We start from the raw sequence: 16,240 nt of genomic DNA, 5'->3' as shown, positions 1-16,240 counted from the left end.
GCACGGAGTCAGATGAGTCAGCAGCGTCACGGAAGCACGCCGGGTAATGCCGGTGCAGTGCCCGCCTTCCCGGATCTTCCCGAGGCGACGATCGCGCGGCTACCGGAATACCTGCGCGCTCTGCACAACCTCGCGGAGACAGGTTCCGAGACGGTGTCCAGCGAGGGCCTCGCCGCCGCGGCGGGAGTCAACTCGGCCAAGCTCCGCAAGGACCTCTCCCACCTGGGTTCCTACGGCACCCGCGGCGTCGGCTACGACGTCGCGCTGCTCGTCGACCAGATCGAGTACATCCTCGGGCTGGACCAGCGCCGCGCCGTCGCGCTGGTCGGCGTCGGTAACCTCGGCCACGCGCTGGCCGGCTACGACGGGTTCGCCAGCCGCGGATTCCGCATAGTGGCCCTGTTCGACTCCGACGCCGAACAGGTCGGCAAGCCGCTGGGCGAGCTGACCGTGCGGCACATCGACGAGCTGGGCACGGCGGTCATCGAGGAGGGCATCACCATCGGCGTGATCGCCACCCCCGCGGGCGCGGCCCAGGCGGTCGCGGACGACCTGGTGGCCGCCGGCGTCACCAGCATTCTGAACTTCGCGCCCTGCGTGCTGTCGGTGCCCGCGGGTGTCGACGTGCGTAAAGTTGATCTGGCCATCGAGCTGCAGATCCTCTCCTTCCACGAGCACCGCAAGGCGTCCCTGACGGCGATACCCGGCGGCCGTTCGGCGCAGCCCGGTAACCAGGAGGCGGTCGGCTCGTGAACCTGCTCAGCGTCGGCGCGTCCTACCGGACCGCCGGGGTCGACACCCTGGAGCGCCTCACCATCGCCGGCGAAGACATCCCGGCCGTCCTGCGCAAGCTCCTCGCCCAGCCGTACATCGGCGAGGCCGTCGTCGTCTCCACCTGCAACCGGGTCGAGATCTACGCGGCCGTCACCGGCTTCCACGGCGGCCTCGGCGACGTCTGCAACGTGCTCGCCGAGCACTCCGGCATCGGCGCCAGCGACCTCGCCGCCCACCTGTACGTGCACTACGACGAGGCGGCCGTGCGCCACTCGTTCCGGGTCACCGCCGGGCTCGACTCGATGGTCGTCGGCGAGGCGCAGATCCTCGGGCAGCTGCGCGACGCGTATCACGCCGCGACCGAGTCCGACTCCGCCGGCCGGCTGCTGCACGAGCTCATGCAGCAGGCGCTGCGGGTCGGCAAGCGGGCGCACGCCGAGACCGGCATCGACCGGGCCGGGCAGAGCGTCGTCACCGCCGCGCTCGAGGTGGCATCCGCCACGTTCGACGGCGACCTCACCGGGCGTACCGGCCTGGTGGTCGGCGCCGGGGCGATGGGCGCGCTGTCGGTGGCCACCCTGACCCGCTCCGGCGTCGGGCCCCTGCAGATCACCAACCGCGGTGCCGACCGGGCCGAGCGCCTCGCCGAGGCGTACGGCGCCAAGGCCGTGCCGTTCGAATCCCTCGACGCGGCCATCGCCGGGGCCGACATCGTGGTCTGCGCCACCGCGTCCACCGAGCCGCTGCTCACCGCGGCCGCCCTCGCCGGGCGGGAACGGCCGCTGGTCGTGCTCGACCTGGCGGTGCCGCGGGACGTCGCGCCCGAGGTCGCCGACCTGCCGAACGTCACGGTGGTCGACATCGACGGCCTGGCGACGGCCCGGCGCACCATGCCGGCCGCCGCCGAGACCGCCGCCGTCGAGCAGATCGTCGCGGCCGAGGTCGACCACTTCATGGCCTGGCTGCGCGGCGCCGAGATCGCTCCGACCGTCGCCGCCCTGCGCACCCGGGCCGACGAGGTGGTCAGCGGCGAGCTGCGCAAGCTCTCCGCGCGTCGCCCGGAATTCACCGAGGAGCAGCGGGCCGATGTTTCCCGTACCCTGCACCGGGTCGTACAGCAGCTGCTGCACTCGCCGACCGTGCGGGTCCGGCAGCTCGCGGCCGAGCCCGGCGGCGACCAGTACGCGGCGCTGCTGCGTGAGCTGTTCGACCTCGACGTACCCCACGCCACCCAGGCTGACGCCGTTCCCGAGATCGGAGGACAAGAGTGAACGCCCCACTGCGTCTCGGCACCCGTGGCAGCGCGCTCGCGCTCGCTCAGTCCCAGCAGGTCGCCGACGCGTTGACCGCCGCGACCGGTCGCCCGGTCGAGCTGGTCCGGATCGTCACCGCCGGTGACCGCTCCGCCGCGCCCGTCGCCCAGCTCGGCGTCGGGGTCTTCGTCTCCGCGCTGCGTGACGCCCTGATCGCGAACGAAATCGACTTCGCGGTCCACTCGTACAAGGACCTGCCGACGCTCGCGCACCCGGGTCTGCACATCGCGGCCGTGCCGCCGCGCGAGGACCCGCGCGACGCGCTCGTGGCCCGCGACGGGCTGACCCTCGCCGAGCTTCCGGCGGGCTCGGCCATCGGCACGGGCGCGGTGCGCCGAATCGCGCAACTGCACGCCTTGGGCCTACAGTTGCAGGTCACGCCTATTCGCGGCAACGTCGACAGCCGAATCGCGAGGGTGCTCGGCCCCGAGGCCGACCTCGACGCGGTCGTCCTGGCGCGGGCCGGCGTGGCACGTCTCGGCCGCGCCGCCGAGATCACGGAGACGTTGGATCCGATGCTCATGCTGCCCGCGCCCGCACAGGGCGCGCTGGCGATCGAGTGCCGGTCCGGCGACGCAGATCTGGTCGAGCTGCTGGCCGCACTCGATCACGCACCGTCCCGCGCCGCCGTCACGGCGGAACGGGCGATGCTCGCCACGCTCGAGGCCGGTTGCTCCGCGCCGGTCGCGGCACACGCCGAACTCGCCGAAGGCGAGGAAGGCGACGAGATCTACCTGCGCGGTGCGGTGATCAGCCCGGACGGGGCTCGAGCTGTCCGGCTGTCGCGCACCGGAACGCCCGCCGACGCGGCGGAGATCGGCAAAGCGCTTGCCGCCGACCTCCTCGACGCCGGCGCCGACACCCTGATGGGGAGCACAGAATGACCACCCGCACCGCCCGTAAGTCCGCAGGGCGCATCGCGTTCGTCGGGGCCGGCCCCGGCGACCCGGGTCTGCTGACCCGCCGGGCGCACGACACCCTCGCCGAGGCCGACCAGGTCATCTACGACCGCGGCGTGCCCGAATCGCTGCTTGCGGCCATCCGGGCGGAGGCCAAGGACGACACCCAGTTCAGCCCGGCCGAGGGCGCACCCGGCGACGTCGCCAAGGTGCTGCTCTCCGCGGCCAAGTCCGGCCTGGCCGCCGTGCACCTGGTCGCCGGCGACCCGTTCGGTCACGAGGCCGTGGTCAAGGAGGTGCAGGCCGTCGCCCGCACCGCCGTGCACTTCGAGGTCGTGCCCGGCCTGGGCCAGGCCGAGGGCGTCGCCACCTACGCGGGCGTGCCGCTGCCCGGCGTGCGCACCGTCGCCGACATCGACGACGTGGCCGGCCTGGACTTCGACGCGCTCGCCGCGGCCGCGGTCAAGGGCTCGTTCGCCGTCGCCGTCGACGCCGGCGATCTCGCCGCCGTCCGCGACGGCCTGCTCGCCGCGGGCATCGAGCCCGGCACGCCGGTCGGCGTGACCGGCGACGGCACCGGCGAGACCCAGTACACGACCACCTCTTCGGTGGACAGTTTCGTCGCCGCGGCGCTCGGCTTCACCGGCCGGGTGGTGCTCACCGTCGGCACGGAGGTCGCCCACCGCGACAAGCTGAGCTGGTGGGAGAACCGCCCGCTGTACGGCTGGAAGGTGCTCGTCCCGCGCACCAAGGAGCAGGCGGGTGCGATGAGCGCCCGGCTGCGGGCGTACGGGGCCATCCCGTGCGAGGTGCCGACGATCGCCGTCGAGCCGCCGCGCACCCCGGCGCAGATGGAGCGGGCCGTCAAGGGCCTGGTCGACGGCCGGTACGCCTGGGTCGTCTTCACCTCGGTGAACGCGGTCCGCGCGGTCTGGGAGAAGTTCGGCGAGCACGGCCTCGACGCCCGGCACTTCGGCGGCGTCAAGATCGCCTGCATCGGCGAGGCCACGGCCGACGCCGTCCGCGCGTTCGGCATCCAGCCCGAGCTGATCCCCGCCGGCGACCAGTCCAGCGAGGGCCTGCTGGCGGAGTTCTCGCCGCACGACGAGATCCTCGACCCGGTCGGCCGGGTGCTGCTGCCGCGCGCCGACATCGCCACCGAAACGCTGGCCGCGGGCCTCATCGAGCGCGGCTGGGAGGTGGACGACGTCACCGCGTACCGGACGGTCCGCGCGGCGCCGCCGCCGGCCGACATCCGCGACGCGATCAAGTCCGGCGGCTTCGACGCGGTGCTCTTCACCTCGTCGTCGACGGTCCGCAACCTGGTCGGCATCGCCGGCAAGCCGCACGCCCGCACGGTCGTCGCGGTGATCGGCCCGAAGACCGCGGAGACGGCGACGGAGTTCGGCCTGCGGGTCGACGTCCAGCCGCAGCACGCGTCGGTCGGCGACCTGGTCGAGGCGCTGGCGGCGTACGCGGTCGAACTGCGCGAGAAGCTCGCCGCGATGCCTGCCAAGCAGCGCCGCGGCTCCAAGGTCCAGGGCCCGACCGCCCTGCGCTTCCGCTGAGATGATCGGGCCGGCCAGGTGGCCGGCCCGAACGGCTGAAGGAGTTGGCATGTCGTTCCCCGACGTGCGTCCGCGGCGCCTGCGCCGCACGGCCGCCATGCGGCGGCTGGTCGAGGAGACCAGGGTCGCGCCGGCCGAGCTGGTGCTGCCGCTCTTCCTCAAGGAGGGCCTGACCGAGCCCCGCGCGATCAGCTCACTGCCGGGCGTCGTGCAGCACTCCCGCGAGTCGCTGCGCAAGGCCGCACACCAGGCGGTCAGCGCGGGCGTCGGCGGCCTGATGCTCTTCGGCGTGCCCGAGCACGCCGGCAAGGACGAGACCGGCTCCGGCGGCATCGACCCGGAGGGCATCCTGAACGTCGGGCTGCGTGACCTGATCTCCGAGGTCGGCGACTCGACGGTGGTCATGGGCGACCTGTGCCTCGACGAGTTCACCTCGCACGGCCACTGCGGGGTCCTGGCCGCCGACGGCACCGTCGACAACGACGCCACCCTCGAGCTCTACGGCCAGATGGCCGTCGCGCAGGCCGAGGCCGGCGCGCACGTGGTCGGCCCGTCCGGGATGATGGACGGCCAGATCGGCGTGGTCCGCCGGGCCCTCGACAACGCCGGCCACCAGGACGTCGCCGTGCTCGCGTACGCGGCCAAGTACGCGGGCGCCTTCTACGGTCCGTTCCGCGAGGCCGTCGAGTCGACCCTGCAGGGCGACCGCCGCACCTACCAGCAGAGCCCGGGCAACGTCCGCGAGGCGCTGCGCGAGGTCGAGCTGGACGTGGCCGAGGGCGCCGACATCGTCATGGTGAAGCCGGCCCTGCCGTATCTCGACGTGATCGCCGCCGTCCGCGACCGCGTCGACATCCCGGTCGCCGCCTACCAGGTCTCCGGCGAGTACGCGATGGTCGAGGCCGCCGCGGCCAACGGCTGGCTGGACCGCGAGGGCGTGATGCTGGAGACGCTGACCTCGATCAAGCGGGCCGGTGCCCAGATCATCCTCACCTACTGGGCGACCGAGGCCGCCCAGCTTCTGCGCGACCGCTACTGAAAAAGGGGCCCCGAGGGGCCCCTTTTCCGCGTTCCCGATCAGTCGTCGTTCTTGATCGTCCCCGTCGCCGTGGCGTCGGTCAGGCGCAGACCCTCCAGGCCGGCGATCGCGAGCCTGAACGTCTCGTCCCGCTCCCGCACCTTGTCGCCGCGGACCCGCACCTCGAAGACCACGCCGGTCGAGCCGGCCGGGATGACCTTGCAGCCCGCGTACGGCTCGAAGTCGATCGCCGGCAGGGCCGAGCCGGGCAGCGTCGTCGCGCAGACCGTCATCGGCCGGCTCAGCGGCCGGGACAGCGACACCGGGAAGGCCAGCGGCGTGCCGCCGCGATCGCCCTCGGCGACGCTCGCGCCCGCCACGGACAGCGCCGCCCGGGACCGGAAGCGGGCGATCTGCGGGTCGTGGTCGCTGGAGCCCTTCGAGCCGTTCGCCTCGTCGGCGGCGGCCCAGTCGGCGTTGATGTGCGCGGCGCGCATCTCGATCAGGTCGCCGTAGAGGGCGTCGTTGACGAAGAGGTTGTCCAGCGTCTGCGCCGAGCCGTCGAAGACATACGAGTACGCCGACGACGGCGCGTCCGCCGCCAGGTCGTCCCAGAGGTTGTGCAGGCCGGCCTCGTACAGCGGGCCGAGCTGGTCACCCGGGTTGGCCGGGACCGGGTCGTCCGGCCGGGGGAAGACGTTGAGGTCGCCGCCGTACGCGATCCGCGCGTGCGGGTGGCCGTTCCCGATCGCCGTGGCGATCGCGGCGCCGTACGCGGCCTGCTCGGTGCGCTGCCCGACCCGGCTGTCCGGACCCGACGAGTAGTGGTTGCTGATCGCCCAGAGCTGGAAATGCTCGGACGAGCCCGGCGCGGCCCGCACGTCGAAGAGCGCCACCTGCGGCGCCCGGGTGTACACGTTCGAGCCGTCGACGCCGGTCGAGGTGTCGACGTCCGCCGGCAGCACCGCGTTGAGCGTCTTGGGGTTGGACACCTCGGCGTTGCCCGCCAGCGGGGTGCCCCGGTACTCGACCTGCGGTGCGGAGCCCAGCACCGGGTCGCCCGCGTCCGCCGCCGCCAGCGACAGGCGGTCGGTGCGGTAGAGGAATCCGGCGGTGATGCCGCGGGCGTCGGCGCCGCTGCGGTCGTAGGCGGCCGCGTACGCCGGGCCGCCGCTGCCCGCGATCGTCAGGGCGAGCTCCTGCAGGGTGTCCGGCCGGCCGTCCGCGTTGTCGGTGTCGCCGCAGGCGAGCGCGCCGCCGGTGACCGCGCAGATGTCCTGGTCCTCGGCCTCCTGCGCGAGGATCACGTCGGGCGAGTGCATGCTGTCGACGATCTGGTCGGCCAGGTTGCCGAGCTTCTCCCGGTACTCCGCCTCGCTCGCCGGCACGTAGTCGAACGGCGGGTTGACGCCGGGACACCCCGTGTTGCCGGTGAAGTCGCAGCCGTCGAACGGGTCGTCGCGGTAGTCGTACAGGTTCTCCACGTTGTAGGTGGAGACGGCGAACTCGGTGCCCCGGGCGGCGGCCTTCGGCGGGTTGTTCCGGGACGGGTCGGCGCCGGGCGTGAACGCGGCGCTCGCCGGCTGGACACCGTACTTGTTGAAGGAGTAGGTGACGCCGCCGACGGCGTCGGCGGAGAGCACGTCGAAGGTCTTGGCCGGCGGCAGCATCGCGCGGTTGTCGCCGGCGGTCGCCTTGACGCCGATCGAGCCGAGCAGGATGCGGTCGCCGTTGCCGTCGTCGACGGTCCCCGGCAGGTTGTCCAGCGGGTGCGCGTCGCGGAACACGCGGCGTGCGTACGGGTCGGCGCGGGCCAGCAGCGGGTCGTCCTTGTCGATCACCCAGGTCTCGGCGTCGGCGGTGCCGGCGAAGACGTTGCGGCCCGAGACCGCGCCGGAGCCCGCGCGGACCCGCAGCTGCATGCCCTCGTGGCGCTCCCAGAAGCGCTCGGCGGCGGCCAGCTCGGACGGCGGCGCCGCGTCGTCGGTCTGCAGCTCGCTCGCCGGCACGTCCGACGCGAGCTTGGTGACCAGCGAGGCGCCGGAAAGCTGCGTCATGGAGAAGAACTCGGAGACCCGGGCCCGCACCACGATCTCGTCGCCGACCGTCGGAACGTAGCCGCCGATCAGGGACGTGAAGGTGCCCAGGAAGACGAAGATGCCGTCGGAGCTGGTCGGGTCGCCGTCCTCGGTGCCCTTGCGGCTCTGCAGGAAGAAGCCGTTCTGGTCGGCACCGGCCGCGGTCCGGGCCAGGGTGCGCTGGGTGACGACGCCGCGCACGTCGTAGAGGGTGCTGCTGGTGCCGTTGCCGGACGCGTTCGCCAGCGGCGACCGATCGGTACGCGGGTTCTCCGCGTCGGTCGTGGTGCCCTGCACGGCGCCGATCGTCAGCGGGTCGGCGGCGGCGCGGGCGACGCCGGGCATGACAAGCGCCGTCACGATCGGGACAGCGATAAGCGGCAATATGCGGTGGTAACGCACGGAGCCTCCACAGCGGATCTTTTAAGGGATACGCCGACGATAAAGGCCCAGGTCAGTCCGTGGGTTCGAGTCTCTGTACCAGTTGCGCAACGTCGGCGCCGTATTCATACCAATCTCGGTCGGACTGGAATCCCAGCTCGGCGTTGACCTTCAACATCGACTCGTTGTGCTGGGCGTTCCAGGTCTGCACCTCGCGCAGTCCGGGCTCCGCCGCGCGCAGCTCGAAGAGCATCCGGGCCTTGATCGCCCGGTCGATGCCGTAGCCGCGATGCTCCCGGACGACGATGGTGTCGTACTGGTCGGCGCGCTCCGGGTGCTGTGCGGGCACGACCACCTCGGTGAGCCCGGCGACCGTCCCGCTCGCCTCGTGCACCGCCAGCACGATGTACGGCTTCAAGCCGCGCCGGTGCAGCGTGTCGAGGCTGTCCCGCAGGCGCTGCGGGTCCGACGAGCTCGGCCGCAGGTCGAGGTCGTTGTCGTCGTCGTCCTGGCCGACCAGCTTGGCCTGCGCGTAGGCCTCCACCAGCTCGGGCGGCGGTCCGCCGGGGTGGTACTCGATCCGGTATCCGGAGCTGATGCCGCCGGCCATGGCGCCAAGGGCGTTCCAGTCCACCCTGGACAGGGTCAGGACGCTGCGGGTCTCCACATACTCCCGCTCAAAGCCCATCGAGGTGTAGAACTCGATGGCCGGGGTGTCGCCGATCGCCTCGACCCCGATGGACGAGAAGCCCTCGAGATAGGCCCGGCGCGCGGCGACGGCGAGTAACTGCTGACCGAGGCCGCGGCGGCGCAGATCGGGGTGCACCAGCACCTCGAGCACGCCGATGTCGCCGAGCAGAAGAATGCTGACGTGGCCGAAGATGGCGCTCTCGCCCTCGGCGAGCCGGTCGTCCTCGGCGACCCAGCTGATCCGGCGTTCACCCGGCATGGTCTCCGCCAGGTAGTCGACCACCTGCACGTCCTGCCACGGTGGATCGTCGGGGAGATCGGCGGCCAGCACCGCGTTCAGCGTCTCCACGAGCGACCGGATCTCCCCCGCCGACGCGGCTCGGGGATCCCACTCACGCACCCTCACCCGTACAGCTTGCCGGTATCTGGACCTTCAGGGAAGTGCTGGGGGGTCAAATGTACGGGACTCGTCACTGTGGGTTGATATTCATACCCGGGTACGTTGCCCGTACTCGTTGGCCGCGTCGAACACCTTCTGCGCGTACGGCCGCACGGCGTTGTACGACAAAATGGCGTCCCACCAGGCGTCCGGCTTGGACAGGTCGCGGCCGCCCTGGCACAGATAGCGGGCCGCGGCCAGCGCCGCGTCGTCGATGTCGTTGGGATCGGAGAACCCGTTGTTGTCGGCATCGACACCATTGCCGACGGAGATCGCGGTCCAGGTCTGCGGGATGAACTGCAGCGGGCCCATCGCCCGGTCGAACTGCGGGTCGCCGTCGAGGGCGCCCTGATCGGAGTCGCGGATGAGCTGGCGGCCGCCCTTGCCGTCCAGCGGTAGGCCGAAGATCGCGGGTGCGACGGCACCGTCGGCGCTGAGCACGGCGCCGTTCGCGCTGCCGTGCGAGGACTCGACCTTGGCGATCGCGGCGACGGTGGTCCAGCTCAGGTGGCAGGACGGGGTGGCGCGCGCGACGACCAGCTCGGCGTATCCGTATGCCTGCACCGCGACGACCGGGATGCCGGCCCGGGTGCCGGCCTCCTGCGCCCACGCCGCCAGCACGTCGGCGGGCCGCGCGGTGCCGACGCCGCCGAGGGGCGGCGCGGTGGGCGGCAGGGTGCCGCCGGGCGTCGAGACGGACCCGGGCAGGCCGGGAACGCCGCTGATGCTCGGCGCGGCGACGGGGCCGGCGGAGGCGCCGGCGTCCTGGCCGAAGCCCGGGGTCACGCTGGGCGACGGCACGGACTGCAGCGCCTGGGGTACGAGGTAGGCGCCGGCCGATCCGGCGGCGCCGAGCAGCAGGGCGGCGATGACCGTCGGGACGATGAGCCGCCCGCTGGGGCGCTTGGCCCACGCCGAGGTGCTGCGGGCGGTGTTCCGGGCGACCCGGACGGGATTGGCGGCGCGCAGGACCCTGGTGGTCCGGCTCTTCGAGGCGGCGGCGGGAACCGCCGGCTTCCCGTCGATCCCGTCCTTACCGGTCTTCTCCGGCCCGTCCTTCTCAGCGCTGGCCTTGTCCGCGCTGCTCTTCTCTGCGCTGCTCTTCTCTGCGCTGCTCTTCTCTGCGCTGGGCTTCTCTGCGCTGGGCTTCTCTGCGCTGGGCTTCTCTGCGCTGGCCTTGTCCGCGCTGGCCTTGTCCGCGCTGGCCTTGTCCGCGCTGGCCTTGTCCGCGCTGGGCTTCTCCGCGCTGGCCTTGTCCGGGCTGCTCTTCTCCGCGCTGCTCTCAGGGCCGCTCTTTGGGGCGCCGTCGCTGTTCGCGGTGGTGACCGGCTCCGCGGGCTTGTCGGGGGTGTCCGCGGCCGGTGCGGTCGCGTCGGTGGAGGCCTTGGCGTCGGTGATCTTCGTCGCGCGGTCGTCGGTGTCGTCGGTCACGGCGGGCTCGTCCGCGGGCGCCGCGCCCGAGCTGCCCAGGGGCCCGTCGAGATGCGGCGCCGAGGGCCGCTGCCCGCGCCGCGCCGAGGGTGTCTCCTGACCGTCCGTCACCCGGACGAGGATACCGGGCCGCGGCCAGCGCCGATTCCATGGACCGGGTCCGATACCTGCGGGTCACAACGGGGGAGCCACCTCGGTGAAGTGTCGCACCCGGGCCATACGCTGTGTGGATGCCGCGTTATGACTACCGCTGCCGCGCCTGCGGCGACACCTTCGAGCTGAACCGTCCGATGGCCGAGTCCGGCGCACCGGCCAGCTGCCCGCAGGGACATGCCGAAACGGTCAAACTATTGACGACGGTCGCGGTCACCGGCCGCGGCGGCGCCGTGCCGTCGGCCCCGGCCGCGGGCGGCGGCGGGGGCTGTTGCGGCGGCGGCTGCGGCTGCTGATCGCCGACCGGGCGGCGTCACCTCGCCGCCCCTGCTCGACGGGCCCGATGCCGGTCCGCCCGCACCGGACCGATCGCACACCCCATCGCGATCGGCGCCCGGCGGCATCCGCGAGACCCCGCAGGATTGAAATCGGACACCGATGACGCCACCGACGACCTTGGTGCGCGATCGTCGGAGAGATCCGTCCGTTCGGCCGGTATCAGGTTGGGTCGGTATCAGAGTCGAGGTCTTGAGGATCTCTTGTTCCGTCGAGTATGGGTGGTTCATTGACGTAACGCTGTGGTGATCCGCGGGTGACCTGGTGGAGTCGCACAACGTGACTCTTGCGGGGACATCCGAACGGATCGTCGTAACTGACCGGCCGCAGCGCAACTCGAACGTGAACCGCGTCGTTACGTCACGCGTAGTGCCGTGCGTGAACGTCGATGACCAGACCAGTGGTCGCCCCTGAGCGACCGGCCGTGGCGGGCGGATGGTTACCGACCGTTCCTACGATGTGCCGTGTGAGTGCGGTGCGCAGCACGAAGCGCGACTTCCCAAGGGGGCGGAGGTTCCTACCGTGTCGGGACGGACCGAGCTGCCGAGTGGGCTGGTGACCTTCATGTTTACGGACATCGAGGGCTCCACGCGGCTCGCCCGGATGCTGGGCGACGGCTATGGCAGCGTGCTCAACGCGCATCGAGACGTGGTGCGCGCAGCGCTGAGCAATTACGCCGGCGTCGAGCTATTCACTGAGGGTGATTCCTTCTTCGTTGCCTTTCGCGACGCGGGGGCCGCCGTAGCAGCGTGCGTCGCTGCGCAGCGTGCACTGGCCGCATACCCGTGGCCGAGCGCGGACGCGGAACCCCGGGTCCGCATGGGCCTGCACACCGGCTGGGCGACGCCGATCGGCGACGAGTACGCGAGCGCGGAGGTCCACCGCGCGGCCCGGGTCGCCTCCGCGGCACACGGCGGCCAGGTCCTCTGCTCGGAGGCGACCGCCTCGGCCGTCTCCGCCGGCTCGCCCGGCCCGGGCGAGCACGTCCTGGCCGGTGCCGCGCCCGCGGCCGGCCGCGTGACCGTCCGCACGGCGGCCACCCGCGCCGCCGCGTCCGGCTGCGCGATCGCCACCCGCGAATACCGCGCCGCGGCGGTCGGCCGCGCCGCGATCGGCCGCGCGAGCACGACCCTCGACCCGCGTGCCCCGGCCCGCGGTCACGGCTCCGGCGAGGGCGCCGCCCTCGACTGGGCCGGTAACGGCGCGGCGGTCGCGCGGGTCGCGCGGATCGTGACCGCCCGGCGCACCGAGACCGTCGACCTGCTGGACCTCGGCCCGTTCCGGCTGCGCGGGTTCGACGACGCCGAGCGGCTGTTCCAGCTCGCCGCCGCCGGCCTGGAGCGCAGCTTCCCCCGTCCACGCACGCCCTGCGCGCCCGCGCACAACCTGCCGGCCCCGGTCACCCCGTTCGTCGGGCGCCGGCCGGAGCTGGCCGAGCTGCGTGGGCTCGTCGGCCGGCACCGCCTCGTCACCGTCGCCGGTGCGGGTGGGGCCGGCAAGACCCGGCTGGCGCACGCCGTCGCCGAGGAGCTGCTCACCGCGTACCCGGACGGGGTCTGGGTCGTGGATCTGGCCGGCGAGGGGCACGAGGCGGCGCTGGCCGCCGCGATGGGCGTCCGGCCCGAGCCCGGTCGGCCGGTGCTCGACACGATCATCGAGCGGTGCGGCGCCGGCCGCTCGCTCGTCGTCCTCGAGACCTGCGAGGCCCGGCACCGCGCCGCCATGGAGCTGGTTCGGCGCCTGCTCGCGGGCTGCTCGCGGCTGGACGTGCTGGCCACCTCGCGCGTTCCGCTCGGCGTACCCGGTGAGCTGGTCTGGCGGATACCGCCGCTCGCGCCGGCCGACGCCTTCGCCCTGCTCACCGACCGGGCCGACGCCGCGCGCGGCGGCCGGCCCGGGCCGCAGGACGAGGCCGCCGACCTGGCCCGGGTCGCGTCGAAGCTGGACGGCGCGCCGCTCGCCATCGAGCTCGCCGCGGACCGGCTCCGGCTGCTCTCCCCGGCACAGCTCGCCACCCGCCTCGACGATCCCATCGCGGCGCTGGACGCCGGGCGGCTCGGTACCGGGCGGCACGCCAGCCTGACCGGCAACCTGGACTGGTCCTATCGCGGTCTCAGCGACACCGCGGCCGAGCTGCTGCGGCGGCTGGCCGTCTTCGCCGGGCCGGTGGAGCTGGGCGCCGTCGAGTGGTCCGGAGAGGACGCGTTCGGCGCGCTCTCCGAGCTCGCCGACCGCTCGCTGGTCGAGGTCGTCGCCGGGCCGCGCTACCGGATCTCCGAGCAGGTCCGGGCGTACGCGACGCGCCGGCTCGTCGCGGCGGGGGAGGAGCCCGCCGCGCGGGACCGGCACGCCGCCTGGTCGTTGCACACGCTGGAGAGCGTCGCCGTGGACACCGACGGGCAGCCGCGCACGGTGTCGCTCACCGAGCTCGCGCCGCATGTCGGCGAGTGGCAGGCCGCGCTGCGCTGGTCCGCGAGCGGCGGCAGCGTCCGGGCCGGGCTGCGGCTCGCCGGCGCCCTCGACCCCTGGTGGCGCGAGCACGGCGGGGCCCGGGTCGGCCGGGACCTGCTCTTCCGGCTGTACGGGCGGGCCGAGGGTGAGCAGATCACCCCCGCGGAGCTGGCCTCCGCATATCTGGTCCACGCCGGGCTCGCCGACGACCCGGAGGAGCGGGTCCGCTTCCTGGACCGGGCCGAGACCGTCGCCCGCGAGGCCGATCAGCCCGCCCTGCTCCTGCGCGCGCTGGCCGGCCACCGGATCTCGCTGGCCGGCGCCGGACGGCTGGCCGAGGCCGAGCGGGTGTGCCGCGAGGTCATCGCCGCGGCGGAGCGGACCGGCGTGCCGGGCGTCGCGCTGCCCTCGGTCGTGGCGCTCGCCGAGCTGCTCTGGCGGCGCGACGCGCTCGACGAGGCGGCCGAGTTGCTCGGCGGTGCCCGTCAGCTGGAGGCCGGGCGGCCGCAGGACCGGGGCAGCCGTACCGTCGACTGGCTTCTCGGCATGGTGGCCCTGCGCCGCGGTGACCTGGTCGCCGCGCACGACCACCTGGTCGTCGCGCTGAGGTCGCGGTTGCGGCACGGATTCCGGGGCGCGGCCGCGGACGCCGTCGCGGCCATCGCGGTCCGCTGCGCGGTCGGCGGCGATCCCACCACCGCGACCGTCCTCTTCGGTGGCGCGGAGTCGGTGCGCGGCGTGCGGCGGGCCGCCCAGTTCGGTGCGTTCTGGTCGGCGCAGCAGGCCGTCCTGCGGCGGGCGCTCGGCGACGCCGCCTTCGACGTCGCCTACGCCGACGGCGCGGCGAACGGGTTCGGCCGGGCGGTCGCGATGGCCCTCGCCGTCGAACACCCCGACCTGGAGTACGGCTCGGCCCGCTTCGCGCACGCACCGGGCTGACGAAAGCGGGCCCCGGTGGTGGATCCGGGGCCCGCCGGCTACCTGCCGTTGGTCGTTGTTACTTCTCGATCAGCGCCCGGGCGCGGTCGATATCGGACTGGCTGACGGAGTCGAGCGATCCGAAGATGCTCACCGCCTGGTAGTACGTCCACGCGAGGCTCAGGCACGCGGGCCGCACCACGGCGTTGTAGGTGGCGCACACGCGCTTCAGGTCCGCGTAGAACGTGTCGTCCACCCGGGCCTTGTTGGCGGGGAAGGCGCCGATGGCCTTGTAGTTGCGGTACCCGAAGTCGTGGTGCCAGCACGAGTTCTCGAAGGCGAAGCCCAGCGGGTTGTCCGGGCTGGACGAGCAGAGGTCGGTCGACCAGTCGAAGCCGTAGCTGGCCCACGGTGCGCGGTCGAGCCGGGCGCTGTTCCAGGAGTTGGTGCTGGCGGCGGTGGGTTGCGTCCATCGGGACAGGACGGAGGCCTTGCTCTCCGCGGCGGTTGCCGCGACAGAGGGTGTGAGGAGGGCGACGGCTGAGACAAGGATGACGAGGAAGCGGTGTACGAACCGGTTCATCAATACCTCCAGCGGTAGGCCGCCAGTCTTCGAGCCGAAGGTTGCGCCATACAAGCAGGTCGATGGACTTTTCCTTAACGGTGATTCAAGTTACTAACCAGTATTCCGTAACAGGTCTGTCATGTGATGTTCTAAAGAGCGGTCTGGTGCGGTGCCGCTAAGGTGTGAACGTGCAGACGGCCGCCAAGTGATTCGACTACCGCTGGTCCGACAGGGACCGCTGCGTGCGCTCGGCGTCCGGCTCGCGGCCGCCATCACCCTCGTTCTGCTCACCGTCGCCGTCATCTACCTGGACCGCGACGGCTACCGGGACGTCAACGAGGACGGGCTGACGCTGCTCGACTGCTTCTACTACGCGGTCGTGTCGCTCTCCACGACCGGCTACGGCGACATCACGCCGGTGACGCCGGAGGCTCGGTTCATGAACATCGTGTTCATCACCCCGGCCCGCGTGCTCTTCCTGATCATCCTCGTCGGCACGACCCTCGAAGTGCTGACGGACCAGTACCGGAACAGCCTCAGGGTCAGCCGGTGGAGGCGGAAATTGAAGGACCACGTCATCGTCTGCGGCTACGGCACCAAGGGCCGCGCCGCGGTCAGCGCGCTGCTGGAGACCGGCTACGACAAGTCCCGCATCATCATCGTCGAGAGCCGTGACGTCGCGCTGCGCCAGGCCGCCTCCAACGGCCTGGTCGCGATCGAGGGCAACGCCACCCGCTCGGCGGTGCTCGAGGAGGCCGACGTCCGGAGGGCCAAGGCGGTCATCATCGCCACCGACACCGACGAGGCGTCCGTGCTCATCAGCCTGACCGTGCGGCAGCTGACCGCGGGCCAGGTCCGGATCATCGCGGCGGTCCGGGAACAGGAGAACGCCGCCCTGCTCAAGCAGAGCGGCGCACACCACGTGATCGTGTCGTCCTCGACGGCCGGCCGGCTACTCGGCCTGACCACCACCACGCCGCCGCTGATCGACGTCGTCGAGGACCTGCTCACGCCGGGTCAGGGCATGGCGCTGGCGATGCGCTCCGCCGAGCGGGCCGAGGTCGGCCGCAACCCCCGCGAGCTGCAGACCCTCGTCGTGGCCCTGATCCGCCGCGGCAAGGTGGTGCCGCTGGGTGGCGAGCAGATCGCGACGATCGAGACCGGCGACATGCTGGTCTTCATCCGCGACGAGGAGCACCGCGGCGCGGACCTGCACGTCTAAAACA

11 protein-coding genes and 1 pseudogene are annotated in these 16,240 nt (G+C 72.6%); 8 read left to right on the top strand and 4 right to left on the bottom strand.

Going from position 1 to position 16,240, the window contains the following annotated elements; all coding sequences use genetic code 11:
- Positions 1-12 precede the first annotated feature (12 nt).
- Genes ACIBSW_RS04860 through hemB form a run of 5 tightly spaced genes read left to right on the top strand, consistent with a single transcriptional unit; the run spans position 13 to position 5,593 of the window.
- Positions 13-753: a redox-sensing transcriptional repressor Rex gene (locus ACIBSW_RS04860; RefSeq protein ID WP_354721600.1), complete on the top strand. Its 741-nt coding sequence runs from the start codon at positions 13-15 to the stop codon at positions 751-753.
- A complete protein-coding gene (locus ACIBSW_RS04855) occupies positions 750-2,045 on the top strand; it encodes a glutamyl-tRNA reductase (protein ID WP_354721601.1) in 1,296 nt (431 codons plus the stop codon). The genes ACIBSW_RS04860 and ACIBSW_RS04855 overlap by 4 nt, the downstream gene beginning before the upstream one ends.
- Positions 2,042-2,971 carry a hydroxymethylbilane synthase gene (gene hemC / locus ACIBSW_RS04850; protein WP_354721602.1) on the top strand — a complete coding sequence of 310 codons (930 nt, stop codon included), beginning with the start codon at positions 2,042-2,044 and terminating at the stop codon, positions 2,969-2,971. Before ACIBSW_RS04855 ends, hemC begins: the two co-directional genes overlap by 4 nt.
- Entirely contained in the window at positions 2,968-4,554 is a 1,587-nt protein-coding gene (locus ACIBSW_RS04845; RefSeq protein WP_354721603.1) for a uroporphyrinogen-III synthase, read from the top strand. Before hemC ends, ACIBSW_RS04845 begins: the two co-directional genes overlap by 4 nt.
- 49 nt (positions 4,555-4,603) lie before the next feature.
- Complete coding sequence (gene hemB, locus ACIBSW_RS04840) at positions 4,604-5,593, top strand: porphobilinogen synthase (RefSeq protein ID WP_354721604.1); 990 nt, start codon at positions 4,604-4,606, stop codon at positions 5,591-5,593.
- A 38-nt stretch (positions 5,594-5,631) separates the two neighbouring features.
- Here the strand turns inward: hemB and ACIBSW_RS04835 are convergent.
- The 3 genes and pseudogenes from ACIBSW_RS04835 to ACIBSW_RS04825 all read right to left on the bottom strand — a co-directional run.
- Positions 5,632-7,974, bottom strand: a pseudogene (locus tag ACIBSW_RS04835) (endonuclease); the annotation flags it as partial.
- A gap of 130 nt (positions 7,975-8,104) precedes the next feature.
- Complete coding sequence (locus ACIBSW_RS04830; protein ID WP_354721605.1) at positions 8,105-9,127, bottom strand: GNAT family N-acetyltransferase; 1,023 nt, start codon at positions 9,125-9,127, stop codon at positions 8,105-8,107.
- An 81-nt stretch (positions 9,128-9,208) separates the two neighbouring features.
- On the bottom strand, positions 9,209-10,702 hold the full coding sequence (locus tag ACIBSW_RS04825; protein ID WP_354721606.1) for a murein transglycosylase: 1,494 nt from the start codon (positions 10,700-10,702) through the stop codon (positions 9,209-9,211).
- 119 nt (positions 10,703-10,821) lie between these two features.
- Here ACIBSW_RS04825 and ACIBSW_RS04820 point away from each other — a divergent pair, with 119 nt between their 5' ends.
- Positions 10,822-11,040, top strand: coding sequence for a zinc ribbon domain-containing protein (locus ACIBSW_RS04820; RefSeq protein ID WP_354721607.1), 219 nt, complete (start codon positions 10,822-10,824; stop codon positions 11,038-11,040).
- A 562-nt stretch (positions 11,041-11,602) separates the two neighbouring features.
- Positions 11,603-14,470 (top strand): adenylate/guanylate cyclase domain-containing protein, encoded by a 2,868-nt coding sequence (locus tag ACIBSW_RS04815; RefSeq protein WP_354721608.1) that lies wholly within the window; start codon positions 11,603-11,605, stop codon positions 14,468-14,470.
- 58 nt (positions 14,471-14,528) lie between these two features.
- Here the strand turns inward: ACIBSW_RS04815 and ACIBSW_RS04810 are convergent, their stop codons facing one another.
- Complete coding sequence (locus tag ACIBSW_RS04810; RefSeq protein ID WP_354721609.1) at positions 14,529-15,032, bottom strand: phospholipase; 504 nt, start codon at positions 15,030-15,032, stop codon at positions 14,529-14,531.
- A 187-nt stretch (positions 15,033-15,219) separates the two neighbouring features.
- Here ACIBSW_RS04810 and ACIBSW_RS04805 point away from each other — a divergent pair, with 187 nt between their 5' ends.
- Positions 15,220-16,236 carry an NAD-binding protein gene (locus ACIBSW_RS04805; protein ID WP_354721610.1) on the top strand — a complete coding sequence of 339 codons (1,017 nt, stop codon included), beginning with the start codon at positions 15,220-15,222 and terminating at the stop codon, positions 16,234-16,236.
- Positions 16,237-16,240: the final 4 nt, after the last annotated feature.

This window comes from Actinoplanes sp. NPDC049668, assembly GCF_044465445.1.
GTDB lineage: Bacteria > Actinomycetota > Actinomycetes > Mycobacteriales > Micromonosporaceae > Actinoplanes.
Note: the sequence above shows the minus strand (reverse complement) of the source record. Positions and strands in the feature narration are given on the sequence as shown.

What these genes read in the sequence shown, in the direction of transcription:
- ACIBSW_RS04820 (WP_354721607.1), top strand. Translation starts at nt 10,822, where the DNA reads ATGCCGCGTTATGACTACCGCTGCCGCGCCTGCGGCGACACCTTCGAG.
- ACIBSW_RS04810 (WP_354721609.1), bottom strand. Translation starts at nt 15,032, where the DNA reads ATGAACCGGTTCGTACACCGCTTCCTCGTCATCCTTGTCTCAGCCGTC.
- hemB (WP_354721604.1), top strand. Translation starts at nt 4,604, where the DNA reads ATGTCGTTCCCCGACGTGCGTCCGCGGCGCCTGCGCCGCACGGCCGCC.
- ACIBSW_RS04860 (WP_354721600.1), top strand. Translation starts at nt 13, where the DNA reads ATGAGTCAGCAGCGTCACGGAAGCACGCCGGGTAATGCCGGTGCAGTG.
- ACIBSW_RS04845 (WP_354721603.1), top strand. Translation starts at nt 2,968, where the DNA reads ATGACCACCCGCACCGCCCGTAAGTCCGCAGGGCGCATCGCGTTCGTC.